This window comes from Pseudotamlana agarivorans, assembly GCF_018860245.1.
Taxonomy (GTDB): domain Bacteria; phylum Bacteroidota; class Bacteroidia; order Flavobacteriales; family Flavobacteriaceae; genus Pseudotamlana; species Pseudotamlana agarivorans_A.
Window position 1 is genome coordinate 122,144 of record NZ_JAHKPD010000007.1, and the last position, 24,501, is coordinate 146,644.

The 24,501-nt window shown below is 34.3% G+C and carries 37 protein-coding genes; 1 reads left to right on the forward strand and 36 read right to left on the reverse strand.

Annotated elements, in window-relative coordinates:
- Positions 1 to 123: 123 nt before the first annotated feature.
- Positions 124 to 2,190: a tetratricopeptide repeat-containing sensor histidine kinase gene (locus KO493_RS01940; RefSeq protein ID WP_216066263.1), complete on the forward strand. Its 2,067-nt coding sequence runs from the start codon at positions 124 to 126 to the stop codon at positions 2,188 to 2,190.
- Positions 2,191 to 2,193: 3 nt separating this feature from the next.
- On the opposite strand, the gene KO493_RS01945 is transcribed toward KO493_RS01940, so the two are convergent.
- The 36 genes from KO493_RS01945 to rpsJ form a co-directional block, all read right to left on the reverse strand.
- The gene (locus KO493_RS01945) at positions 2,194 to 2,733 is read right to left on the reverse strand and encodes a cupin domain-containing protein (protein WP_216066264.1); all 540 of its coding nucleotides are present in this window, start codon (positions 2,731 to 2,733) and stop codon (positions 2,194 to 2,196) included.
- Between the two features lie 93 nt (positions 2,734 to 2,826).
- Positions 2,827 to 3,657, reverse strand: a complete 831-nt coding sequence (locus tag KO493_RS01950) for a helix-turn-helix domain-containing protein (protein WP_252723134.1) — start codon at positions 3,655 to 3,657, stop codon at positions 2,827 to 2,829.
- Between the two features lie 83 nt (positions 3,658 to 3,740).
- Positions 3,741 to 4,679, reverse strand: a complete 939-nt coding sequence (gene ctlX / locus KO493_RS01955) for a citrulline utilization hydrolase CtlX (RefSeq protein WP_216066265.1) — start codon at positions 4,677 to 4,679, stop codon at positions 3,741 to 3,743.
- Positions 4,680 to 4,696: 17 nt separating this feature from the next.
- Positions 4,697 to 5,611 carry a dimethylarginine dimethylaminohydrolase family protein gene (locus tag KO493_RS01960; RefSeq protein ID WP_216066266.1) on the reverse strand — a complete coding sequence of 305 codons (915 nt, stop codon included), beginning with the start codon at positions 5,609 to 5,611 and terminating at the stop codon, positions 4,697 to 4,699.
- Positions 5,612 to 5,769: 158 nt separating this feature from the next.
- Positions 5,770 to 7,059 (reverse strand): citrate synthase, encoded by a 1,290-nt coding sequence (locus KO493_RS01965; RefSeq protein ID WP_216066267.1) that lies wholly within the window; start codon positions 7,057 to 7,059, stop codon positions 5,770 to 5,772.
- Positions 7,060 to 7,240: 181 nt separating this feature from the next.
- Positions 7,241 to 8,533 carry a phosphopyruvate hydratase gene (gene eno, locus KO493_RS01970; RefSeq protein WP_216066268.1) on the reverse strand — a complete coding sequence of 431 codons (1,293 nt, stop codon included), beginning with the start codon at positions 8,531 to 8,533 and terminating at the stop codon, positions 7,241 to 7,243.
- Positions 8,534 to 8,688: 155 nt separating this feature from the next.
- Positions 8,689 to 9,792 carry a glutamine-hydrolyzing carbamoyl-phosphate synthase small subunit gene (gene carA / locus KO493_RS01975; protein ID WP_216066269.1) on the reverse strand — a complete coding sequence of 368 codons (1,104 nt, stop codon included), beginning with the start codon at positions 9,790 to 9,792 and terminating at the stop codon, positions 8,689 to 8,691.
- A 111-nt stretch (positions 9,793 to 9,903) separates the two neighbouring features.
- Positions 9,904 to 10,377 carry a 50S ribosomal protein L17 gene (gene rplQ / locus KO493_RS01980; protein ID WP_216066270.1) on the reverse strand — a complete coding sequence of 158 codons (474 nt, stop codon included), beginning with the start codon at positions 10,375 to 10,377 and terminating at the stop codon, positions 9,904 to 9,906.
- Positions 10,378 to 10,435: 58 nt separating this feature from the next.
- Positions 10,436 to 11,428 (reverse strand): DNA-directed RNA polymerase subunit alpha, encoded by a 993-nt coding sequence (locus tag KO493_RS01985; protein WP_216066271.1) that lies wholly within the window; start codon positions 11,426 to 11,428, stop codon positions 10,436 to 10,438.
- A gap of 95 nt (positions 11,429 to 11,523) precedes the next feature.
- Positions 11,524 to 12,129, reverse strand: coding sequence for a 30S ribosomal protein S4 (gene rpsD / locus KO493_RS01990; protein WP_216066272.1), 606 nt, complete (start codon positions 12,127 to 12,129; stop codon positions 11,524 to 11,526).
- A 190-nt stretch (positions 12,130 to 12,319) separates the two neighbouring features.
- Entirely contained in the window at positions 12,320 to 12,703 is a 384-nt protein-coding gene (gene rpsK / locus KO493_RS01995; protein WP_150939526.1) for a 30S ribosomal protein S11, read from the reverse strand.
- A 116-nt stretch (positions 12,704 to 12,819) separates the two neighbouring features.
- On the reverse strand, positions 12,820 to 13,194 hold the full coding sequence (gene rpsM, locus KO493_RS02000; RefSeq protein ID WP_216066273.1) for a 30S ribosomal protein S13: 375 nt from the start codon (positions 13,192 to 13,194) through the stop codon (positions 12,820 to 12,822).
- Between the two features lie 2 nt (positions 13,195 to 13,196).
- Complete coding sequence (ykgO, locus tag KO493_RS02005) at positions 13,197 to 13,313, reverse strand: type B 50S ribosomal protein L36 (protein ID WP_013305171.1); 117 nt, start codon at positions 13,311 to 13,313, stop codon at positions 13,197 to 13,199.
- Between the two features lie 4 nt (positions 13,314 to 13,317).
- Complete coding sequence (infA, locus tag KO493_RS02010) at positions 13,318 to 13,533, reverse strand: translation initiation factor IF-1 (protein ID WP_007094967.1); 216 nt, start codon at positions 13,531 to 13,533, stop codon at positions 13,318 to 13,320.
- A gap of 10 nt (positions 13,534 to 13,543) precedes the next feature.
- A complete protein-coding gene (secY, locus tag KO493_RS02015; RefSeq protein ID WP_216066274.1) occupies positions 13,544 to 14,899 on the reverse strand; it encodes a preprotein translocase subunit SecY in 1,356 nt (451 codons plus the stop codon).
- Positions 14,900 to 14,913: 14 nt separating this feature from the next.
- Positions 14,914 to 15,366, reverse strand: coding sequence for a 50S ribosomal protein L15 (gene rplO / locus KO493_RS02020; protein WP_194766091.1), 453 nt, complete (start codon positions 15,364 to 15,366; stop codon positions 14,914 to 14,916).
- 16 nt (positions 15,367 to 15,382) lie between these two features.
- Entirely contained in the window at positions 15,383 to 15,562 is a 180-nt protein-coding gene (gene rpmD / locus KO493_RS02025; protein WP_150939535.1) for a 50S ribosomal protein L30, read from the reverse strand.
- Positions 15,563 to 15,573: 11 nt separating this feature from the next.
- Positions 15,574 to 16,098, reverse strand: coding sequence for a 30S ribosomal protein S5 (gene rpsE / locus KO493_RS02030; protein WP_216066275.1), 525 nt, complete (start codon positions 16,096 to 16,098; stop codon positions 15,574 to 15,576).
- A gap of 6 nt (positions 16,099 to 16,104) precedes the next feature.
- Positions 16,105 to 16,461 (reverse strand): 50S ribosomal protein L18, encoded by a 357-nt coding sequence (rplR, locus tag KO493_RS02035; protein ID WP_216066276.1) that lies wholly within the window; start codon positions 16,459 to 16,461, stop codon positions 16,105 to 16,107.
- Positions 16,462 to 16,471: 10 nt separating this feature from the next.
- Complete coding sequence (gene rplF, locus KO493_RS02040; RefSeq protein WP_216066277.1) at positions 16,472 to 17,014, reverse strand: 50S ribosomal protein L6; 543 nt, start codon at positions 17,012 to 17,014, stop codon at positions 16,472 to 16,474.
- 17 nt (positions 17,015 to 17,031) lie between these two features.
- Positions 17,032 to 17,430 (reverse strand): 30S ribosomal protein S8, encoded by a 399-nt coding sequence (rpsH, locus tag KO493_RS02045; RefSeq protein ID WP_216066278.1) that lies wholly within the window; start codon positions 17,428 to 17,430, stop codon positions 17,032 to 17,034.
- 79 nt (positions 17,431 to 17,509) lie between these two features.
- Positions 17,510 to 17,779, reverse strand: coding sequence for a 30S ribosomal protein S14 (rpsN, locus tag KO493_RS02050; RefSeq protein ID WP_042499141.1), 270 nt, complete (start codon positions 17,777 to 17,779; stop codon positions 17,510 to 17,512).
- A gap of 3 nt (positions 17,780 to 17,782) precedes the next feature.
- The gene (gene rplE, locus KO493_RS02055) at positions 17,783 to 18,334 is read right to left on the reverse strand and encodes a 50S ribosomal protein L5 (RefSeq protein WP_216066279.1); all 552 of its coding nucleotides are present in this window, start codon (positions 18,332 to 18,334) and stop codon (positions 17,783 to 17,785) included.
- A gap of 2 nt (positions 18,335 to 18,336) precedes the next feature.
- Positions 18,337 to 18,648, reverse strand: coding sequence for a 50S ribosomal protein L24 (rplX, locus tag KO493_RS02060; protein ID WP_150939550.1), 312 nt, complete (start codon positions 18,646 to 18,648; stop codon positions 18,337 to 18,339).
- 15 nt (positions 18,649 to 18,663) lie between these two features.
- Complete coding sequence (gene rplN / locus KO493_RS02065; protein ID WP_069831953.1) at positions 18,664 to 19,032, reverse strand: 50S ribosomal protein L14; 369 nt, start codon at positions 19,030 to 19,032, stop codon at positions 18,664 to 18,666.
- Positions 19,033 to 19,034: 2 nt separating this feature from the next.
- A complete protein-coding gene (gene rpsQ / locus KO493_RS02070; protein WP_019386276.1) occupies positions 19,035 to 19,292 on the reverse strand; it encodes a 30S ribosomal protein S17 in 258 nt (85 codons plus the stop codon).
- A 13-nt stretch (positions 19,293 to 19,305) separates the two neighbouring features.
- Entirely contained in the window at positions 19,306 to 19,497 is a 192-nt protein-coding gene (gene rpmC / locus KO493_RS02075; protein ID WP_150939552.1) for a 50S ribosomal protein L29, read from the reverse strand.
- Between the two features lie 13 nt (positions 19,498 to 19,510).
- Positions 19,511 to 19,930, reverse strand: a complete 420-nt coding sequence (gene rplP, locus KO493_RS02080) for a 50S ribosomal protein L16 (RefSeq protein ID WP_216066280.1) — start codon at positions 19,928 to 19,930, stop codon at positions 19,511 to 19,513.
- Between the two features lie 21 nt (positions 19,931 to 19,951).
- Positions 19,952 to 20,677, reverse strand: a complete 726-nt coding sequence (rpsC, locus tag KO493_RS02085) for a 30S ribosomal protein S3 (RefSeq protein WP_068602672.1) — start codon at positions 20,675 to 20,677, stop codon at positions 19,952 to 19,954.
- Positions 20,678 to 20,686: 9 nt separating this feature from the next.
- Entirely contained in the window at positions 20,687 to 21,094 is a 408-nt protein-coding gene (gene rplV / locus KO493_RS02090; protein ID WP_216066281.1) for a 50S ribosomal protein L22, read from the reverse strand.
- A gap of 6 nt (positions 21,095 to 21,100) precedes the next feature.
- Positions 21,101 to 21,379 (reverse strand): 30S ribosomal protein S19, encoded by a 279-nt coding sequence (rpsS, locus tag KO493_RS02095; RefSeq protein ID WP_150939558.1) that lies wholly within the window; start codon positions 21,377 to 21,379, stop codon positions 21,101 to 21,103.
- 3 nt (positions 21,380 to 21,382) lie between these two features.
- Positions 21,383 to 22,210: a 50S ribosomal protein L2 gene (gene rplB, locus KO493_RS02100; RefSeq protein ID WP_216066282.1), complete on the reverse strand. Its 828-nt coding sequence runs from the start codon at positions 22,208 to 22,210 to the stop codon at positions 21,383 to 21,385.
- Between the two features lie 10 nt (positions 22,211 to 22,220).
- A complete protein-coding gene (gene rplW, locus KO493_RS02105) occupies positions 22,221 to 22,511 on the reverse strand; it encodes a 50S ribosomal protein L23 (RefSeq protein WP_216066283.1) in 291 nt (96 codons plus the stop codon).
- A 7-nt stretch (positions 22,512 to 22,518) separates the two neighbouring features.
- Positions 22,519 to 23,148 (reverse strand): 50S ribosomal protein L4, encoded by a 630-nt coding sequence (gene rplD, locus KO493_RS02110; RefSeq protein WP_150939562.1) that lies wholly within the window; start codon positions 23,146 to 23,148, stop codon positions 22,519 to 22,521.
- Positions 23,148 to 23,765, reverse strand: coding sequence for a 50S ribosomal protein L3 (rplC, locus tag KO493_RS02115; RefSeq protein ID WP_216066284.1), 618 nt, complete (start codon positions 23,763 to 23,765; stop codon positions 23,148 to 23,150). Before rplC ends, rplD begins: the two co-directional genes overlap by 1 nt.
- 417 nt (positions 23,766 to 24,182) lie before the next feature.
- Positions 24,183 to 24,488 (reverse strand): 30S ribosomal protein S10, encoded by a 306-nt coding sequence (rpsJ, locus tag KO493_RS02120; protein WP_007650482.1) that lies wholly within the window; start codon positions 24,486 to 24,488, stop codon positions 24,183 to 24,185.
- Between the last annotated feature and the right edge of the window lie 13 nt (positions 24,489 to 24,501).

Consider the following 24,501-nt stretch of genomic DNA (forward strand, 5'->3'; position numbering starts at 1 on the left):
TATTACCTCCAATTTATTGGAAAACATTAAATAACAAACAATTACAGCTAAATAAAGCTGTCTTATTTTCCTCAAATCTAAGACCTCATTATAGCATTATTTTAAGTTGTTTTTGACATGTATATGAGGCGATTAATTTTTTTAACAATAGTATTTTTTTCTATTTGTATTGGACACGCTCAGTCCGATGACATAGACAGTCTCGCCTTACAATTAGCTTTCCAAAATCAAGATTCCTTAAAAATCAATTTATCTTTAAAACTTATTAAGTCTCTATATGAGAATGATAAAATAGATCAAGCTTATAAATACATTCTAGAAAGTGAAAAATTATCCTATCACCTAAATCACAAACAAGGTATAGCGAATACAACGTATTATAAAGCTTTAATTTATGCAAAAAAGAGTGATTATCTTAATGCCATTAGCGGCTACGAAAAATCTAAACGCCTATTCAAAACCCTGAATGACACTTTAGGTATTGCAAAAGTGAACAATAGTATGGGCTTAATTGAAATTAAAAGAGGTAACTTTTCTAAGGGTATGCCTTTAACGCTTTCCGCTATTAGAGAATTAGAAAAACGTCACCTTAAACATGAACTTAATTTAACCTATAGCAATCTCGCAAAGGCTTATTACAGTATTGGAGCAACAGATAAAGCCATTGAGTTTTATTTAAAAACCTTAGAAGTTCAAGAGCAATTAAATGATCAATATGCGGTTTATGTGACCAAAAATATTCTAGCGGAATTATTTTCCAGCCGAAAAGAGCACCGAAAAGCTATTGAAATTTATGAAAGCATTGCAGAATTTAGTGGTGTGCTTAACGACTCCATTAAAGGCCATATTTACCCAAAACTTGGTGCTGAATATTTAGAGTTCAACGCCTATGATAAAGCATTGAAGTATTTAGATGAAGCCTACACAATCAATGCGCTTAAAGAAGACCAATCGGATTTATTAGTAACATTGAATAATCTTGGTGATTTAAACCTTCGTAAGAATTCCTTATGGAAAGCAGAAACACAACTTCTTGAAGCTGGTACCATTGCTAAAAAAACTGGAAATAGACAAGAACTATTAAAACAGTTTAAACTCATGAAATCCCTCGACTCTACTAGAAGGCGCTTTGAAAAAGCTTTTACCTGGCAACGTGCTTATTACGAATTAAAACATGAAATTAATGGAGAAAAAGCAGCGCAAAAAGAAAAATTACTCATTCCTTTAGAAGATTTTGAACGAGAACCTTCAGAAACTTCACTAGCAACCAATAATTTACAACCAAATGTTAGAATGCTATCTGATGCTTCAGAAGATACAAACCGTTTAAAATTATCATTGTATAGCCTGGTTGCCGCTTTAACTTTAGTGTCTGTTTTTCTAATTTTGACTTTTTTAAAACGCCAAAGCACCATTAAATACACCAAGGAATTAGAAGAAAAAAATCTGAGTATTGCTCTACAAAATGAAGCTTTTTCAGAACAAACAAAGCACCTGGAAAGCCTAAATAACGTGAAAGACAAACTCTTTTCTATTGTTTCTCACGATTTAAGAGATTCGCTCTCTTCAATAAATGGCTTTATAGATTTGCTTAAAGACGGTACCCTTACTCGAGAAGAATTCGACAACCTTATACCAGAATTAAGCGAAAACGCAAATAATGCCTCATTATTATTATTCAATCTGCTTAACTGGTCAAAATCTCAAATGCAATCTTTAGAACCAAAACCTAGCTTGTTTGATGTTCAGGAGGTTTTTGCTAGCAAAGTGCAACTTATTGAGCAACGTCTAGAAAGTAAAGGCATTACTTTAATTGATCATTCTTTAAAAGATTTCGCTTACGCGGATAGAAGCATGTTTGAAATCGTAGTCCAAAATTTACTTGCTAATGCGCTTAAATTTTGTAAAAATGGTGATACCATAACCATAACCAATCATATTAATGATGGTCGCTCCATTGTAAGTATTGCAGATTCTGGTGTTGGTATCTCTAAAGAAAACATGGACAAATTGTTTAAAGAAAGTTCATTCTCAACATTAGGAACCGATAATGAAAAGGGAACAGGATTAGGGCTTTCTATTTGTAAAGAGTTAATTGACTTAAATCATGGTAAAATATGGGTTGAAAGCGCTCCAAATATTGGTAGTACCTTCTATGTGCAATTGCCTAAATCTAAGCCAATCTCCTAGCCGTTAAACAAAATGCACCCCGTGTTCTGCACAAATACTTGTAACCTTTTCAAAATCTGGAGGTCCTGCTGGAAGTTGAGCAAGCTTCTCAAACATGTATTCTATACCCGCAGGAAAAGCCGTGGTTATCATTTTTGCTTTTTCTGTACCAACAACTTTCCAACCGTGTGGTATCTCTTTGGGAGCAAAAGCAATGTCTCCAGGGTCTAAAACCGTAGACTTTCCAGCAACCATAATTTCAACTTTACCCTTTATCACACGGAATATTTCATCTTCCTTACTATGAACGTGGGGTGGTATACCAACCCCCGGAGCAACATTATCAACCCATTCTACAATTTGATTACCAGTATCACTTCCTATTAATTTATGCGTTTGAATATCTCCAATCACATTTAATATTTCTCCTTCAGTATCTTTTACAATCTTTGAAGTGATTTTTTCGTACGCTTTTAACGAATCACTTTGACATTGTACCAAACCTGGGAATAGAGCAAAACCAACTCCCGCTCCTGTTGCAACTATAAATTGTTTTCTATCCATGACGTTATTTTTATTGCAATTTATAATGAAAAAGTGATCAAGGCCATATGAAAATTACGGTAATACCTTATATTTTAACACTTTACAACTGTATTAAGATTTACGAAGTGTTGAAGGACTCATCTCGGTATGCGTTTTGAAGAAGTAACTAAAGTAGTCGGGAGAAGAAAAGCCCAATTCAAAACTAATTTCTTTAATCGTTTTATTTGAGAATTTGAGAGCATGCCTAGAACGCATTAATAACTGCTCTATAATTATATTTTTTGCGCCAACATATAGCACTTCTTTAACGCATTCGTTGAGATATTTAGAAGTAATATTAAGCATATTTGCATATTCAGAAACTTCATGATAGTCACACACATGGCTATCTACAAGTTTTTTAAAACGATATACTATATGACTCTTCGCGTTATTTTTTGAAACTACCGACTTGATGTTGCATTGCCCATCACAATACACAAAAAAAGTATTCAATAATGACAATATCGCTTCATCCTTATGGTTTAGATGCGAACCCAAAAGTTCATCTATCATTTCAAGAATCGCTTGTGTTCTTTTTTCTATGCCAGGGCTTAACTTAAATAACGGGATATCGTCTGAACTAAATAACCGCACTTTATTAATGTGAAGATGACTTAAAACAGGACTATCTAAAACTTCATGACTCAAATACAGAATATAACCTGAAGAAAACGTATTTCCCTTTTTTAAGATTTCCCATTCATGGATCGGGTTTAGGAAAAAAATAGAATTAGAAACATTTTTATATATAACCCGATCAATTTCAAGCTGTAGAACTTCGTCTTTAATCCAACAAACTACATAATTGGTTTTATCTAAACCAGAACAAGTGTCTGCAACTATTTTCGATATTTTTATAGCATTAGGTTTCACAAAAAGATTAAAGGTGTTAAATATCAATTAATTACCTTTATAAGATAAGAAAAAAATCGTAGTTCATTAACGCTATAAAACTTAATACTAGAGTATATGAACGTACTTGCCTATTTTTCCTTAGGCAAAAATACTTCTGCCATCATACAACGGGCACTTCCACCACCACAAACCTCAATCGTTTCCAAAGCGCTGTATAAAAGCTTCGTGTGTTTTTCTAGAGTAGAAATTTGAGATCCTGATAATGAATTATAAGCAGACTGACTCATAATTAAATATGAGACCTCATTAGTTCCTTTTACTTGTAACATGTTACCAGCAAAACTATTTACTTGAGCTTCGGTAATATCAATAATTTGTTTGCCATCTTCCTTCAAGTGCTTCACTAAAGATTTACGTTCTTTTTTGTCATCAATACTACTTAAACAAACAACTGCAAAAGTTTCACCAACACACATCATAACATTGGTGTGATAAATCGCTTTTCGTTGCTCATCGACCGTTTGATAAGCAGTAAAAATTACTGGTGTATATTCGAAATCTTCACAGAATTCGATAAATAAATCCTCGTCGGCACGTGACGACAAGCCGCAGTAAGCCTTTCTATTTACACGATCTAGAATAAGACTCCCTGTACCTTCCAAATATATTCCCTCATCTTCGGCACTAGTATAATCGATCACATTATTTATCAAAAAACCTTCATCTTCTAAGGTTTCGAGGATATCTTCTCTACGTTCAAGACGTCTATTTTCAGCAAACATGGGGTACAATCCAATGTCTCCATTTTCATGAAAGGAAATCCAATTATTTGGGAATATAGCATCTGGCGTATCAGTTTCCTTAGTATCATCTACTACAATAACCTGCACACCCACAGCTCTAAGTTTTTCAACATAAGCATCAAACTCTTGCTGAGCCTTCAAATTGACTGTTTCAGGTAATGTATTTCCTAAAACTTGCTGGTAAAAGTTATTAACCGCCGTTTGCTCATTCATCCTAAAATTTACAGGACGAATCATTAAAATGGTATCTGTTGTTTGTTGCATAGCTTAAGGTATTAAAATCAATCTCTAATTAATGGTAAAGTTGAACAACGTAGTAAACCTTCTTGCTTACTTATTTCGCCATAGGATACTTCTTCTACTATAAAGCCTTTGTCTCGTAACCAAGTATTTAATCTTGTAAAGCTTTTTTCTGAAATAATAACTTCTTCTGAAATTGAAAAAATATTACTATTCATATGGTACATTTCATCTTTAGTTATTTCGAAAATATGGTCTTTTCCGAAAAATTCAACCAACCATTCATATTCACTTTCAATTAAGAATCCGTTTTTATGAATAATGGCTTTGTCATTTCCGATAGGTTGAAAACAACAGTCTAAATGCAGAGCGTTTTCCTTGGCATTGGTATTCGATTTTCGCAACTCGAAGGCCTTCACCGTTTTTTCTGGAAATAATTCTTGTATAGCAATCACCGCATCGAGATTTGTTCTAGCGGTAATTAAATCGGGATAATCTTCTCCTGAATAAGTTCCTATAAAAATATAATCATCCCAAAGAATCACGTCACCACCTTCTGCATGACATTCATCAGGGAGAATGATTCGGTATTCGGGATCAACTTGATTCCATAAATATTGAATGGCTTCAACTTCTTCCTCTCTATTAGGTAGAATATTTGATTTTATAATTTTGTCTTCAATAACAAAAGCGATATCCCTTGAGAAAATCTGATTGCAATTTTTTATCACCTCTGGTCTATAAACCGAAACGTCATACTTTTCAAAAACAGCCAGAACTTCTTCCATTTCTCGAACCATATCTGCTTCAATCGGATAAGTTCCCGCTTGAACATGTTCAACACTTTTAGGATCATAGCAATCTTTAACTGCAGGAATAGCACCATTACTTTCGGCTGTTCCTAAAACCACCGCCCGTAATCTAGACGTTTCATTTTGGATGTTTAATTTAAGCATGTACTGAACGAATAAAAGTGATTAAATTTTAATGTTTCAAAACTAGTATAATTAAACGAAATAATGGGGCATTGATTAATTTATATGGTATTGCTGTAAAAAAGAAAAGTTCCACAGAAAACTGTGAAACTTAACTTTATATAAACTATTTGAGATTATTATCTCTCATCAACTGGTACAAACGGTCTTGCAGTTGCTCCAGTATAAATTTGTCTCGGTCTTCCGATAGGCTCTTTCTTTAAACGCATTTCTCTCCATTGTGCGATCCAACCAGGTAAACGTCCTATTGCGAACATTACGGTAAACATATCCGTTGGAATTCCCATAGCTCTGTAGATAATTCCAGAGTAGAAATCTACGTTAGGATATAATTTTCTATCTACGAAGTATTGATCTGCTAAAGCTTCTTTTTCAAGTCCTTCAGCAATGTCTAAAATAGGATCTTCAATACCTAAATCGCTCAATACATCATCGGCAGATTTCTTGATGATTTTTGCACGAGGATCGAAGTTTTTATAAACACGATGTCCGAATCCCATTAAACGGAAAGGATCGTTTTTATCTTTAGCTTTAGCCATGTATTTTTTAGTGTCTCCACCATCTGCTTGAATAGCTTCTAGCATTTCTAATACAGCTTGGTTTGCTCCACCGTGAAGTGGCCCCCATAATGCTGAAATACCTGCTGAAATAGAAGCAAATAACCCGGCGTGAGATGAACCTACGATTCTTACAGTAGATGTAGAACAGTTTTGCTCATGATCTGCGTGTAACGTTAATAACTTATCTAAAGCATCAACTAACACTCTATTTTGCACATACTCACCGTTAGGTTTTTTAAACATCATTTTAAGTAGGTTTTCTACATAACCTAATGAGTTGTCACCGTAATCTAAAGGTAATCCTGCCTTTTTTCTATAAGTCCAAGCAACAAGAACAGGCATTTTAGCTAAAATTCTTACTACCGATTTATACATATCTTCTTCAGAATCAACATTCACAGAAGACGGGTTAAAGGCTGTTAAGGCACTGGTTAAAGAAGAAATAATCCCCATTGGGTGTGCAGACTTTGGAAAAGCCTCTATAATTTTCTTTACATCCTCGTCTACAAAAGATTGCGCTTTAATATCGTCATGAAACTTATCATTTTGTTCTTTTGTTGGAAGCTCTCCAAAAATTAACAAATAAGCTACTTCTAAAAAATCTGCATTTTCAGCTACTTCATCAATAGAATAACCACGATATCTTAAAATTCCTTTTTCACCATCTAAAAACGTAATAGAACTTTCACAAGCACCTGTGTTTTTATACCCAGGATCTAATGTAATCACACTATCATCGGTTGAGGTTCTTAGTTTTGTAATGTCTATTCCAACTTCATTTTCTGTTCCTTTTACTAAAGGAAAATCGTATTTTTTACCATCAATTTCAATGGTAGCTTTATCTGCCATACTATAACGTGAATTTAATTTGTTTTTTTGCGGAACGCTAATTTATGAAATATATCGCCTTATTTAGAAGGATAATTTAGAATGTTTTAAGTAATTCACAAATTGACAAAATAGATGTTAAATAAAAAAGCGATTATTAAAATAATAATCGCTTTTTTATATATAATTTAATTAAATATTCTTATTTAATTTTAAATGCTTTCTCTTGTGGAAAAAAAGCAACTTCACCTAATTCTTCTTCAATTCTAAGAAGTTGGTTGTATTTCGCCATACGGTCACTACGAGATGCAGAACCTGTTTTAATTTGACCACAGTTTAATGCTACTGCTAAATCTGCAATAGTATTATCTTCAGTTTCTCCAGAACGGTGAGACATTACAGAAGTATACCCTGCATTCTTAGCCATGTTTACTGCTGCGATAGTTTCAGTTAAAGAACCAATTTGGTTTACTTTAATTAGAATTGAGTTTGCAATACCTTCATCAATTCCTCTTGATAAACGCTCTACATTAGTTACAAATAAATCATCACCAACTAATTGTACTTTATCACCAATCAATTCAGTTAAATGTGCCCAACCTTCCCAGTCGTTTTCATCCATACCATCTTCAATTGAGATAATTGGGTATTTTCCAGCTAATTCAGCTAAATACTCTGCTTGTTCTTTAGAGGTTCTTATAACACCTGTATCACCTTCAAACTTCTTGTAATCATATTTACCATCAACAAAAAATTCAGCGGCAGCACAATCTAAAGCGATCATTACTTCATCACCAAATTTATAACCTGCATTTGCTACAGCTTTTGCAATAGTATCTAAGGCATCTTCAGTTCCTCCTGGTAAGTTTGGAGCAAATCCACCTTCATCACCTACAGCAGTACTTAAATCTCTATCGTGTAATACTTTTTTAAGATTATGGAAAATTTCGGTTCCCATCTGCATAGCATGTGTAAAGTTTTTAGCTTTCACAGGCATAATCATAAACTCTTGGAATGCGATTGGCGCATCACTATGAGACCCACCATTGATGATGTTCATCATTGGTACCGGAAGGGTGTTTGCAGAAACGCCTCCTACATATCTATATAATGGCATGTTTAATTCGTTAGCCGCCGCTTTAGCAACTGCTAAAGAAACACCTAAGATTGCATTAGCTCCTAATTTGGATTTGTTAGCAGTACCATCTAAATCGATCATAATTTTATCGATAAGGTTTTGTTCAAAAACGGAAACTCCTAAAAGTTCTTCAGCAATTATAGAGTTTACATTATCTACAGCCTTAAGAACACCTTTACCCATATAAGTATCTCCACCGTCACGTAATTCTACGGCTTCATGCTCTCCTGTTGATGCTCCTGATGGTACAGCAGCTCTACCTAAAATATTATTCTCTGTTACTACGTCAACTTCAACAGTTGGATTACCTCTTGAATCTAAAATTTGTCTAGCGTGGACATTGATTATTATACTCATAATTGCTTTATTTTAAAACTTTATATTATTTCAAATTTACGGCTAAATCTTGTTTTTCTTCACAAAAAGATGAAGAATTTAACATAAAAAACTCTACAACGTTTTAGTAAAAGAAAATCCCAATAACAGTTGCCTATTATTGGGATTTAAAATCTTTATTTTTTAAGATTTTCTATAAACTGATCAAATAGATAGTCTGAATCGTGTGGCCCAGGGCTCGCCTCTGGGTGATATTGAACAGAAAAACAGTTTTTGCTCTTCATAGCTAAACCAGCTACCGTATCGTCATTTAAATGTACATGGGTAACTTCTAGATCTGGATGCGCTTCCGCTTCTTCTCTATTTACAGCAAAACCATGATTTTGAGAAGTGATCTCACCTTTACCAGTTATCATATTTTTAACCGGGTGATTAATCCCTCTATGGCCATTGTGCATTTTATAAGTTGAAATACCATTAGCACGCGCGATAACTTGATGACCCAAACAGATACCAAATAAAGGTAAATCTCTTTTTATAATTTCTTTAGCTACTTGCTGGGCTTCTACCAAAGGTTCTGGATCTCCAGGACCGTTAGATAAAAAATAGCCATCTGGATTAAATGCTTCTAAATCTTCAAAAGATGCATTGTATGGAAACACTTTTATGTAAGCATCTCTTTTAGCTATATTTCTTAAGATATTCTTTTTTATTCCAATATCTAAAGCGGCCACTTTATAAGTCGCATTTTCATCACCAAAGTAGTATGCTTCTTTAGTTGACACTTGAGATGCCAACTCTAAACCTTCCATATTTGGCACTTCTGCCAGTTGCTTCTTTAAACCTTCGACGTTATCTACTTCGGTAGAAATAACAGCGTTCATAGCGCCATTATCTCTAATATAACTTACTAAAGCTCTCGTATCAACATCAGAAATGGCTAACAAATTATTTTTATCAAGAAATTCCTCTAATGATGCATCAGAATTATCTCTTGAATAATCGTAACTAAAATTCTTTACAATTAATCCTGAAATTTTGATAGAATCAGATTCTACTTCATCTACATTAGTTCCATAGTTACCAATATGTGCATTGGTCGCTACCATTAATTGACCGTAATAAGAAGGGTCCGTAAAAATTTCTTGGTAACCAGTCATACCAGTATTAAAACAAACTTCACCAAATGAAGTTCCTTGTTTGTTACCCACTGCTTTACCGTGAAAAATAGTACCATCTGCTAAAAGAACGATGGCTTTTTGTCTTTTTTGATATTTCATATGATTCTTATGAGCTTCCTGACTGCTCAGGAAAAAAGTTTTACAAAATTGCGCAAAAAAAAGGATAAACTAAAATAGTTTATCCTTTATATTTTAAATGCTAATCATCATTTATTCCTCTTCGTTTGAAGCTTTAGTTTCAACAGCAGCAGATTCAGCTGGTTTAGAACCACCTCTTCTACTTCTTCTTGTTGTCTTCTTCTTAGCTTTATCAGCGTTGTAGATTTCGTTATAATCAACTAATTCTATCATTGCCATATCAGCGTTATCACCTAAACGATTTCCTAGTTTAATAATTCTAGTGTAACCTCCTGGTCTGTCTGCTATTTTAGCAGCAACATCTCTAAACAATTCAGCAACTGCATCTTTTTGTCTAAGGTTAGCCATCACAATACGTCTGTTGTGAGTTGTATCTACTTTAGACTTAGTGATCATTGGCTCAACAAATTGCTTTAACGCTTTTGCTTTTGCTACAGTTGTATTGATACGTTTATGTTCAATTAATGAACATGCCATATTAGCCAACATGGCTTTTCTGTGAGCTGTTTTTCTACCTAAGTGGTTTACTTTTTTTCCGTGTCTCATGACATTTAAATTTAATCATCTTGCTACAACTCACTTCTGAGGAGCAAACTATGATTTGTTAATCTTTATCTAATTTATATTTGCTTAAGTCCATTCCGAAATTAAGACCTTTAACATTAACAAGCTCTTCAAGCTCAGTTAAAGATTTTTTACCAAAGTTTCTGAATTTCATTAAATCATTTTTATTGAATGATACTAAGTCACCTAAAGTATCAACTTCAGCAGCTTTTAAACAATTAAGCGCACGAACAGATAAATCCATATCGATTAACTTCGTTTTAAGCAACTGTCTCATGTGAAGTGATTCTTCATCATAAGTTTCAGTTTGTGCAATTTCATCGGCCTCTAAAGTGATACGCTCATCTGAGAATAACATGAAGTGGTGAATTAATGTTTTTGCACCTTCTGTTAAAGCGTCTTGTGGAGAAATTGAACCATCAGTAATAATTTCAAAAACTAATTTTTCATAATCAGTTTTTTGCTCAACACGATAGTTTTCAATACTATACTTAACGTTTTTTATTGGTGTATAAATTGAATCAGTAAAAATAGTTCCAATTGGTGCTGAAGCTTTTTTATTTTCTTCTGCAGGAACATATCCTCTACCTTTTTCAATTGTGATTTCCATGTTAAAGTTAACTTTAGGATCTAAGTTACAGATTACTAATTCTGTATTTAACACTTGGAAACCAGAGATAAATTTTTGAAAATCGCCAGCTGTAATTCTATCTTGACCAGAGATTGAAATAGAAATTGATTCATTATCAATATCTTCAATTTGTCTTTTAAAACGTGCTTGTTTTAAGTTTAAGATGATTTCTGTAACATCTTCTACTACTCCAGCAATTGCTGAAAACTCGTGATCAACACCTTCAATTCTAACTGATGTGATAGCAAAACCTTCTAAAGAAGATAATAAAACTCTTCTTAAAGCATTACCAACAGTTAGACCGTAACCTGGTTCTAATGGTCTGAATTCGAATTTACCTTCGAAATCAGTAGAATCAATCATGATTACTTTGTCTGGTTTTTGAAAATTAAATACTGCCATAATTTTTTCTTCGTTTTAATTGTTATCAGGTTGCGCGGTTTATAAGTTTGAAGAAGTCAAATAAACCCTTTGGCCAGATACCAATATGATTAATATTATTTAGAATATAATTCTACGATAAATTGTTCGTTGATATTTTCTGGAATCTGGATTCTAGCAGGAACAGAAACATAAGTCCCTTGTTTTGTATCATCATTCCAAGTAATCCACTCATAAACTGTACTTGAGTTAGAAAGTGAACTTGCGATAGCTTCAAGAGATTTAGATTTTTCTCTAACAGCAACAACATCACCAGCTAATAATTGGTAAGATGGAATGTTTACCAATTCACCATTTACGGTAATGTGTCTGTGAGATACTAATTGTCTAGCAGCACTTCTTGTAGGAGCAATCCCCATTCTGAATACTACATTATCTAAACGAGACTCACATAATTGAAGTAAAACTTCACCAGTAATACCTTGTGCAGCTCTAGCTTTTTTAAACAATCCTCTAAATTGACGTTCTAAAATACCGTAAGTATATTTAGCTTTTTGTTTCGCCTCTAATTGGATTGCGTATTCAGATTTCTTACCACGTCTTCTGTTGTTTCCGTGTTGCCCAGGAGGGTAATTTCTTTTTTCGAAAGATTTGTCTTCTCCGAAGATAGCTTCGCCAAATTTACGAGCTATTTTAGTTTTAGGACCAGTATATCTTGCCATAATAATTTAATTTAGAGAGTGATTATGAATTAAGGTCTTAATCTTATCCTTCGATAATCTTTTGATCTCTCGGTTGATACTTGTTAATTTTTTCAGTTTGCAAATTTACACAAAAAATTAATACCATCTGAAAACAGATGATATTAATTTTAAAACTTGCTTTATTTAAATCGCGTTAATTAAAACGTGATTAAACTCTTCTTCTTTTTGGAGGACGACATCCATTATGTGGTAATGGAGTAACATCGATAATCTCTGTTACTTCAATTCCAGCATTGTGGATAGAACGAATAGCAGATTCTCTACCATTTCCTGGTCCTTTAACATAAACCTTTACTTTTTTCAATCCAGCTTCTGATGCTACACCTGCAGCATCTTCAGCAGCCAATTGAGCAGCGTAAGGTGTATTTTTCTTAGAACCTCTAAATCCCATCTTACCAGCAGAAGACCATGAAATAACGTCTCCTTTTTTGTTAGTAAGTGAAATAATAATGTTATTGAAAGATGCTGTTACGTGAGCTTCACCAACAGATTCCACAATAACTTTACGTTTTTTTGTGCTTGTCTTTGCCATATTTTCTAGTGCTTAGTTTTAGTGATAGTCGCTAGAATCCTAAACCGTAATTTCAAACAGATTCCTTCCAACGTCTAAATACTAAAGACTATCCCGATATTTATCGGGACTAATTATTACTTAGTTGCTTTCTTCTTGTTAGCAACCGTTTTTCTTCTACCTTTTCTCGTTCTAGAGTTGTTCTTAGTACGTTGTCCTCTTAATGGAAGTCCCGATCTATGACGAATACCTCTGTAACATCCAATATCCATTAATCGCTTAATGTTCAATTGCATTTCAGAACGTAATTCACCTTCGATAGTGAAAGATCCAACTGTTTCACGAATCGCAGCAATCTGATCATCGTTCCAGTCTTGAACTTTTGTACTTTCGTCTACTTTAGCCTCAGCTAAAATTTCTTTTGCTCTACTTCTTCCTATTCCGTAGATATAGGTTAAAGAGATAACTCCTCTTTTGTTTTTTGGTATGTCTACACCTGCAATTCTTGCCATAATTACCCTTGTCTTTGTTTAAATCTAGGATTCTTTTTGTTTATCACGTAAAGTCTACCCTTTCTACGCACGATTTTACAATCTGCACTTCTTTTTTTAACTGAAGCTCTTACTTTCATCGTATTAGTATCTATAAGTTATTCGAGCCTTAGTTAAATCGTAAGGACTCATTTCTAATTTTACTTTATCTCCTGGTAACAATTTAATGTAATGCATGCGCATCTTCCCAGAGATATGAGCAGTCACAATGTGACCGTTTTCTAATTCAACACGAAACATCGCATTAGATAATGCCTCTATAATTGTTCCGTCCTGTTCTATTGCTGCTTGTTTTGCCATAGTATAATAATTAAGCTACTGCTTTTCTATTTTTACCTGTCTTCATCAAACCGTCATAGTGTCTATTCAACAAATAAGAATTTATTTGTTGCATTGTGTCAATTGCAACTCCAACCATAATTAATAACGACGTACCTCCGAAAAATAAAGCCCATCCTTGCTGAACTCCCATAAGCTTAACAATAAGCGCTGGAAAGATAGCAATAAGTGCTAAAAAGATAGAACCAGGTAAAGTAATTTGAGACATAATTCTGTCTAAATACTCCGATGTTTCAGATCCTGGACGAATACCAGGAATAAAACCACCACTTCGTTTTAAATCGTCTGCCATTTTATTAGTAGGAACCGTTATTGCCGTATAAAAGTATGTGAATACAATAATTAATAAAGCAAATGTAACGTTGTACCAAAATCCGAACATGTCAGAATAATTAGTTTGTAACCAAGCTCCAGTAGTAGTCTCCTTTAAGAAAGAAGAACCTCCAATTAAACCTGGAACAAACATTATTGCCTGTGCAAAAATAATTGGCATAACTCCAGAAGCATTAAGCTTTAATGGAATATATTGTCTTGAACCTGCCATAGCGCTTTTTTCGTAACCACCAGAAGCTGTTCTTCTAGCGTACTGTACAGCAATCTTTCTCACTCCCATAACTAGCATTATTGCAGCTAATATGATAACGAACCAGATAACAAATTCAATTAACACCATCATTAAACCACCATTTCCACCACCTTCTAATCGGGTAGCTGCATTTTGTAAAAATGCTTGAGGTAAAGTAGCGATGATACCAACCATAATTAATAAAGAAATACCATTACCAATACCTTTATCGGTAATTTTCTCTCCCAACCACATAGCGAAAATACATCCCGTTACTAAGATTGATATTGAAGAAAAATAGAATAATGGTCCTGTCCCTAATAAAAATGCACTTTGAGGAATACCTAATGCAGGTAAACTTGCTAAATAGCCAGGAGCTTGTAATAAACAAATTGCGATTGTTAACCAACGCGTAATCTGATTAATTTTCTTCTGTCCACTAGCACCCTCTTTTTGCAATTTTTGCAAGTAAGGAATTGCAATACCCATTAGCTGAACCACAATAGAAGCAGAAATGTAAGGCATAATACCTAGAGCGAAAACCGAAGCATTAGCAAAAGCACCACCAGTAAAAGCATTAAGCAAACCTAACAAACCTCCGTCTGTTTTATCAGCTAAACCTCCTAATTGCGCCGCATCAATACCAGGTAATACTACTTGAGCACCAAAACGATAAACTAATAACAGACCTAGTGTTACCACTATTCTGTTTCTTAGTTCCTCTATTTTCCAAACATTCTTAATTGATTCTATAAATTTCATACTTAAAATGAGTATTATATAGTTACAGCTTCTCCGCCAGCAGCTTCAATAGCAGCTTTTGCTGAAGCAGTAAACTTATGAGCAGATACTTTTAATTTTGCTTTTAATTCACCACGACCTAATATTTTAACTAGATCATTCTTTCCGATTAAACGGTTAGTGAATAATGTTTCAAAATCGACAGTATCTCCAATTTTCTTATCATCAGCCAATTGTTGTAAAGTATCTAAATTGATACCTTGATATTCAACACGGTTAATGTTAGTAAAACCAAACTTAGGAACACGTCTTTGAAGCGGCATTTGACCACCTTCAAATCCTAGTTTCTTAGAATAACCAGAACGAGATTTAGCTCCTTTGTGACCACGAGTTGCCGTACCACCTTTTCCAGAACCTTGTCCTCTACCTATTCTCTTCCCTTGGTTTTTTACTGAACCTTCTGCAGGTTTTAAATTACTTAAATCCATTTTTCAGTTTATATTTTTAAGCTTCTTCTACAGAAACTAAATGTGAAACTTTAGCAACCATACCAAGAATATTTGGTGTAGCTTCATGCTCTTTTACTTGACCAATCTTGTTAAGACCTAGAGCTACTAAAGTTCTCTTTTGTCTTTGTGGGCGATTGATTGCGCTTTTAACTTTTGTTACTTTAATCTTTGCCATCTCTGTCTATATTAAGCGTTAAAAACCTGTTCAAGTGAAATACCTCTATCTTTAGCGATAACGTTTGCATCCCTTAATTGTAATAAAGCATCAAAAGTTGCTTTTACTACGTTATGCGGGTTTGACGAACCTTGAGATTTAGATAATACATCGTGTACACCAACTGCCTCTAACACAATTCTTACAGCACCACCGGCAATTACACCTGTACCAGGAGCAGCAGGAATAATATTTACTCTAGCTCCACCGTATTTACCTTTTTGCTCATGTGGTAAAGTTCCTTTAATAATAGGAATTCTAACTAGGTTTTTCTTAGCATCTTCTACTGCCTTTGCAATCGCACTAGCAACATCTTTAGATTTACCTAAACCTTGTCCTACAACACCTGCTTCATCACCAACCACTACAATTGCTGAAAAACCAAATGCTCTACCACCTTTAGTTACTTTTGTAACTCTCTGTACACCAACTAAACGATCTTTAAGATCTAATCCACCTGGTTTTACTAACTCTGCACTTTTATATTTTTGAAACATAATTTCTTAGAATTTAAGTCCTGCTTCTCTAGCTCCTTCAGCTAATGATTTAACTCTACCGTGGTATAAGTAACCACCTCTATCGAAAGAGATCGTTTCTACACCAGCTTTTAAAGCTTTTTCAGCAAGTGCTTTACCTACTAATTTAGCTACTTCAGATTTAGTTGCTTTTGCAGAACTAATGTCTTTATCTCTTGAAGATGCTGCACTGATAGTATTACCAGTAACATCATCAACTATTTGAGCATAAATTTCTTTATTACTTCTATAAACAGCTAATCGTGGTCTTGCTTCTGTACCAGAAACAACCTTACGGATTCTGTTTTTTATTCTTAGTCTTCTTTCGTTCTTTGTCAATGCCATAACTTAATTATTAAGCTGATTTACCTGCTTTTCTTCTTATTACCTCACCTACGAACTTAACTCCTTTACCTTTATAAGGCTCTGGTCTTCTGAAACCACGAATTTTTGCCGCTACTTGACCAACAAGTTGTTTATCGAATGATGTTAGTTTTATGATTGGATTCTTTCCTTTTTCAGAAATCGTTTCAACCTTAACTTCTGGAGCAATGTTTAAAATGATATTGTGAGAAAATCCTAAAGCTAAATCTAATTTTTGACCTTGGTTAGATGCTCTATAACCTACACCAACCAATTCAAGTTCTTTTGTCCATCCTTTAGATACACCTTCAATCATATTATTCATTAAAGATCTGTATAAACCGTGTTTGGCTTTTTGATCTTTAAGATCAGAAGAACGTGTTACTAAAACATTTCCATCTTCCACCTTAATTCCAACAGTGTCGAAATTTTGTGTTAATTCACCTAATTTTCCTTTTACAGTAACAACGCTATCTTTAACATCTACTGTTACACCTTCTGGAATGGCTACTGGATTATTTCCTATTCTTGACATTTCTTTCTGGCTTTAAATTAGTATATGTAACATAAAACTTCACCACCTACGTTATCTCTTTTAGCTTGTTTGCCTGTCATAACTCCGTGAGAAGTTGAAACGATAGCAATACCAAGACCATTAAGGATTCTAGGTAAATCTTTAGATCCAGAATACTGACGTAAACCTGGAGTACTAATTCTTTGAAGTTTCTTGATTACTGGTTCTTTTGTTTCTTTGTTGTACTTAAGCGCTATTTTAATAGTCCCTTGTACTGAAGAATCATCAAATTTATAACTTAAAATGTATCCTTGTTCGAATAAAATTTTAGTTATGTCTTTTTTCAAATTAGATGCTGGAATCTCTACCACTCTGTGGTTAGCACGCACCGCGTTTCTAATTCTTGTCAAATAATCCGCAATTGGATCTGAGTACATAATGAATTGATTTTGTGATTTTGGTTTTCGTCTCAATAATTATCGAGATCGAACCTTAAATCTGATTATTTAAATAATATTACCAACTAGCTTTTCTTACTCCAGGGATAAGACCTTGATTAGCCATTTCTCTAAAAGTTACACGAGAGATCCCGAAAGTTCTCATATACCCTTTTGGTCTTCCTGTTAATTTACATCTATTATGCTGACGAATAGGAGATGCATTTTTAGGTAACTTTTGTAATGCTTCGTAATCTCCAGCTTCTTTCAAAGCTTTACGTTTCTCAGCATATTTTGCTACTGTTTTTGATCTTTTTACCTCACGGGCTTTCATTGATTCTTTAGCCATATCTTAGTTCTTTTGAAAAGGTAATCCTAATTCGGTTAATAATGATTTTGCTTCTTTATCAGTATCTGCTGTGGTTACAAATGTAATATCCATTCCTGAAATTTTGTTGACTTTGTCAATGTTTATTTCTGGGAAGATAATTTGTTCGGTAATTCCTAAGTTGTAATTACCTCTACCATCGAAACCTGTTGCTTTTATACCGTTAAAATCTCTAACACGTGGAAGTGCAGAAGTTACTAAACGGTCTAAAAATTCATACATGTTATCACCACGTAAAGTTACTTTTGCCCCAATTGGCATCCCTTTACGTAATTTAAATGATGCAACATCTTTCTTAGATAAAGTAAATATTGCTTTTTGTCCAGATATAGTTGTTAATTCTTCAACTGCATAATCAATCAACTTTTTGTCTGCTACCGCTGCTCCAACACCTTTAGATATTACTATCTTAGTAAGTTTAGGAACTTGCATAACATTCTTATATCCAAATTCGTCTGTAAGAGCTGCAATTACTTTGCCTTTATACTCTTCTTTAAGTCTAGGTGAATATGCCATAACTATATTACTTCATTAGATTTTGTTGAAAATCTTACTTTTTTATCGCCTTCTACTCTATATCCAACTCTAGTTGTTTCTCCTTTTGAAGTTAACAATGATAAGTTTGAAATATGAATAGCTGCTTCTTTCTCTACGATTCCACCTTGAGGATTTTGTGCACTTGGTTTAGTATGTTTCTTAACCATGTTTACACCCTCAACAATCGCTTTGTTCTTTTCTATTAATACTTTTTGTACAACACCTTCAGATCCTTTGTGATCTCCAGCGATTACTTTTACAGTATCTCCAGTTTTTATTTTAAGCTTTGTCATCTTACTTATTATGTATTAAAGCACCTCTGGTGCTAATGATACAATCTTCATGAATTGTTTATCACGAAGCTCTCTAGCAACAGGACCAAATACACGTGTACCTCTCATCTCACCCGTTGGGTTTAATAATACACAAGCATTATCATCAAATCTTATATAAGATCCGTCTGGTCTTCTTACTTCCTTCTTGGTACGCACAACAACTGCTGTAGAAACTGCTTTCTTCTTAATGTTTCCATTAGGCGTTGCATCTTTCACAGAAACAACTATTTTGTCTCCTACAGAAGCGTATCTTCTTTTAGTACCTCCCAATACACGGATAACCAAAACTTCTTTTGCTCCTGTATTGTCTGCTACTTTTATTCTTGATTCTTGCTGTAACATAATTATTTAGCTCTTTCTAGGATTTCTACTAATCTCCAACATTTAGATTTACTTAAAGGTCTTGTTTCCATGATCTTTACTGTATCTCCAATATTACAATCGTTTGTTTCATCGTGTGCAACGTATTTTTTCGTTTTCAACACGAACTTACCATACATAGGGTGTTTTACTTTTTTAACCTCTGCAACAACTATTGATTTTTGCATTTTGTTACTAGTAACAACTCCTATACGTTCTTTTCTTAAATTTCTTGTTTCCATCTTTTCGGCAGAATTATTGTAATTCTCTTTTAGTTAATTCGGTCGCAATTCTAGCTACAGATCTTCTTACTGAACGTAATTGAATTGGATTTTCTAAAGGAGATATTGCATGAGCCAATTTTAGGTCTGAATAACTCTTTTTTGTTTCACTAAGTTTCTCTTGTAACTCAGCTACAGATAATTCTTTAATTTCTGATTGTTTCATAATATCAAATAAATTATGCTTCGTAATCTCTAGCGATTAAAAACTTAGTTTTTACAGGTAGTTTTTGTGCTGCTAAACGTAATGCTTCTTTTGCAACGTCTAAAGGCACACCACCTATTTCAAATAAAACACGACCTGGTCTACAAACGGCTACCCAATACTCAACGGCACCTTTACCTTTACCCATACGTACTTCAAGAGGTTTCTTTGTGATAGGCTTGTCTGGAAATATTTTAATCCATAACTGACCTTCTCTTTTCATGTAACGTGTAGCGGCAATACGTGCTGCTTCAATTTGACGTGACGTTATAAAAGTTGCGTCTATTGCTTTTATTCCAAAAGTACCATTTGAAAGTTGGTGTCCTCTACCAGAGAGACCTTTCATACGTCCTTTTTGTTGTTTACGAAATTTTGTTCTTTTAGGCTGTAACATTTTTCTTTACTTTATAAAAAATTACTTTCTACGACGAGGGTTAGATTTGTTTCCACCACGTCCTCCGGCTCCACCTTTTCCTTGCTTCTTAGATAAACCAACAAGCGGAGAAAGTTCTCTTTTACCATATACTTCACCTTTCATGATCCATACTTTAACACCCAATCTACCATAAGTAGTGTGTGCCTCAACTAAAGCATAATCAATATCGGCTCTGAAGGTTGATAAAGGAATACGTCCTTCTTTGTAGTGCTCAGAACGTGCCATTTCAGCACCATTTAAACGCCCACTAATTTGGATTTTAATTCCTTCAGCATTCATACGCATTGTAGCAGCAATAGCCATCTTGATTGCACGTCTGTATGAAATTCTATTTTCAATTTGACGAGCGATGCTTGATCCTACTAAAAATGCATCAAGTTCAGGTCTTTTGATTTCAAAAATATTAATCTGAACTTCTTTTCCAGTAATTTTCTTAAGTTCTTCTTTTAACTTGTCTACCTCTTGACCACCTTTCCCGATAATAATACCAGGTCTTGCAGTTGTGATAGTAACGGTTACAAGTTTTAAAGTTCTTTCGATAATTACTCTACTAACACTAGCTTTAGATAAACGCGCGTGAACGTATTTTCTAATTTTATCGTCTTCGGCAAGCTTATCTCCATAATCATTACCTCCGTACCAGTTAGATTCCCATCCTCTGATAATACCTAAGCGATTTCCGATTGGATTTGTTTTTTGTCCCATACTTCTATCTTAGCTTTGTGTGTTATTTTTAGCTCCAACAACGATTGTTACGTGGTTTGAACGTTTTCTAATTCTGTGTGCACGACCTTGAGGTGCTGGACGTAATCTCTTTAACATTGATCCGCCATCAACTCTAATCTCTTTTACTATTAATCCAGCCTCTTCGATGTTTCCTTCTTCGTTTTTAGCTTGCCAGTTTGCAATTGCAGACAATAACAATTTCTCTAAACGCCCAGAAGCTTCCTTTTGGTTGAATTTTAAGATATTTAGTGCATGTTCAACTTTTTCACCTCTTACTAAATCGGCTACTAAACGCATTTTTCTCGGTGATGTAGGACAATTATTAAGTTTAGCGAAAGCTACTTGCTTTTTACCTTCCTTAATAGCGTCTGCCATTTGTTTTTTACGACTTCCCATAGCTTACTACTTTTTACCTTTATTTTTAGCACCTGCATGTCCACGGAATGAACGTGTTGGTGAAAATTCTCCTAATTTATGACCTACCATGTTCTCAGTAACATATACTGGAACAAATTGACGGCCATTGTGTACTGCAATTGTTTGTCCAACAAAATCTGGAGTAATCATACTTGCTCTTGACCAAGTCTTGATTACTGTTTTTTTGTTTCCTTCAACATTAACAGCAACTTTTCTTTCTAATTTATAATGAACGTAAGGTCCTTTTTTTAATGATCTTGCCATGTCTTATTTCTTTCTACGTTCTACAATATATTTATTACTTGCTTTAGTCTTAGAACGGGTTCTGTAACCTTTAGCTGGAATACCGTTTCTAGAACGAGGATGTCCACCTGAAGATTTACCTTCACCACCACCCATTGGGTGATCAACTGGATTCATTACAACTGGTCTAGTTCTTGGTCTTCTACCTAACCATCTTGTTCTACCTGCTTTACCTCCAACTAATAATTGGTGGTCTGAGTTAGAAACAACACCTATAGTAGCCATACAGTTAGCAAGAATTAATCTTGTTTCACCTGATGGTAACTTTACTGTTGCAAACTTACCATCTCTTGCCATTAACTGAGCAAAAGCACCAGCACTACGAGCCATAACAGCTCCTTGTCCTGGACGTAACTCTACACAAGAAATAATAGTTCCTAATGGAATTTCACTTAACGGCATTGCATTTCCAATTTCTGGAGCAATTCCTTCTTGACCAGATACTACATTTTGTCCAACTTGTAAACCATTTTGAGCAATAATGTATCTTTTCTCGCCATCTTGATAATTCAATAATGCAATAAAAGCTGTTCTGTTTGGATCGTATTGGATTGAAGCTACTTCAGCAGGGATTCCCCCTTTGTCTCTTTTAAAATCGATAATACGATACTTTCTTTTATGACCACCACCAATGTAGCGCATAGTCATTTTTCCTTCACTGTTTCTACCACCAGATCTTTTGTTCGGAACGAGTAAACTCTTTTCCGGCTTATCAGTAGTAATGGCATCGTATCCATTTACTACTCTAAAACGCTGTCCTGGGGTGATTGGTTTTAATTTTCTTACTGACATTTGTCTTTAATTACATGTTACTGTATAAATCAATCATTTCACCTTCCGCCAGTTGTACAATTGCTTTTTTAACGGCATTTGTTTTACCATGTTGAATACCAGTTTTAGTAAACTTGGTACTACGATCTGGACGGACATTTATAGTACGAACTTTTTCAACAGAAACACCATAAGCAGCTTCCACCGCTTTTTTGATTTCTACCTTGTTCGCCTTAGTGTTCACTGCGAAAGTATAGCAATTTCTTAACTCGCTATTTGCAGTCGCTTTTTCTGTGATTATAGGTTTAATTAAGATACTCATCTGTTTCTTATTTACTTAAGTTTGTTTCAATTCCTGCTAATGCTCCTTCTAATAAAACAACTTGTCCTGCATTTAGGATTTTGTAAGTGCTCAATTCTGAAGCAGTAATAACCTCTGTACGTTGTACATTACGAGACGCTAAATAAACATTGTTATTTGCAGCACCTAATACGAACAAAGTTTTTTTGTTTTCAAGCTCTAAAGCTTTTAAAACAGCTGTAAAGTTTTTTGTTTTTACAGAATCAAAATTAAAGTCTTCTAAAACTGTAATTGATTTTTCTCCTGCTTTGATACTTAAGGCAGACTTACGCGCTAAACGCTTTAAGTTTTTATTAAGTTTGAAGCTGTAGTTTCTTGGTCTTGGACCAAACATACGCCCACCACCTTTAAATACACCTGACTTAATACTACCTGCTCTTGCTGTACCAGTTCCTTTTTGCTTTTTAATCTTACGTGTAGATCCAGAAATCTCAGCTCTCTCTTTCGATTTGTGAGTTCCTTGTCTTTGGTTTGCTAAATATTGTTTAACATCCAAATATACAGCGTGATTATTAGGCTCAATAGCAAACACATCTTTAGAAAGGTCTGCCTTTCTACCTGTGTCTTTTCCGTTTATATCTAAAACTGCTACTTTCATTACTTTCTAATAATTACATAAGCGTTTTTGTGTCCAGGTACACACCCTTTAACAACAAGTAAGTTCTTTTCAGTAACTACTTTTAAAACTCTTAAATTTTGAACTTTAACTGTGTCTCCACCCATTCTTCCTGCCATTTTCATTCCTTTGAAAACTCTTGCAGGGTAAGACGCAGCACCAATAGATCCTGGCGCTCTTAAACGGTTATGTTGACCGTGAGTAGCTTGACCTACACCACCGAAACCATGACGTTTTACAACACCTTGAAATCCTTTACCTTTAGATGTTCCAGCTACGTCAACAAATTCACCTTCAGCGAAATGTTCAACAGTAATGGCATCTCCTAATTTGTACTCCGCATCAAAACCTTTGAATTCAACGATTTTACGCTTAACAGAAGTACCCGCTTTTTTAGCATGACCTAAGTCAGCTTTAGTAGCGCTTTTTTCTGTCGCGTCATCGAAACCAAGTTGTACAGCACTATAACCGTCAACTTCCTCAGTTCTGACTTGGGTAACGATACATGGTCCAGCTTCGATTACTGTACAAGGAATGTTCTTCCCGTTTTCATCGAAGATGCTGGTCATACCGATTTTCTTTCCAATTAACCCAGACATATTTAATTATTTATTAATGATTTACTATTTATTAAAAACATTCAAGGCTGAAAAATACGTTTCAGCCTTGAAGTGTATTTTTTGCCGTTTTTCCCGCAACCGCATTGGTGGGACATGTAAATATGAGCTTAAACCCCATATTTTAGGAGTGCAAATGTAGCCTTTTATTTTGGTTTAAAAAAATGATTATCAAATAATTCGGCATAAATTCTTTATAGCCACACATTTAGTGTCTTTTGTCTTGTTTTTTTAATCGGTATTTATTGAATTACAAACCTAAAAATTTGATTGAATTTATGGCAAAACACCAATAAACACGGGACAAAACCTCCTAACATGAAAAAAGCATCAAGATAATTGCTTATCCTGATGCTTAATTTATTAAGTACTCATAAAAGTTTACACTTTCGAGTATACTTATACTTTAATTTCTACTTCTACACCACTTGGTAACTCTAATTTCATTAGAGCATCAATCGTTTTTGAAGATGAAGAGTAAATATCAAGTAAACGCTTGTAAGAGCTTAATTGAAATTGTTCTCTAGATTTCTTGTTTACGTGTGGAGAACGTAATACAGTGAAAATTTTCTTGTGAGTTGGTAATGGAATTGGTCCCGTTACAACAGCTCCAGTACTTTTTACTGTTTTTACAATCTTATCAGCAGACTTATCTACTAAGTTATGATCGTAAGACTTTAATTTTATTCTGATTTTTTGACTCATTTTCTTAACTTTT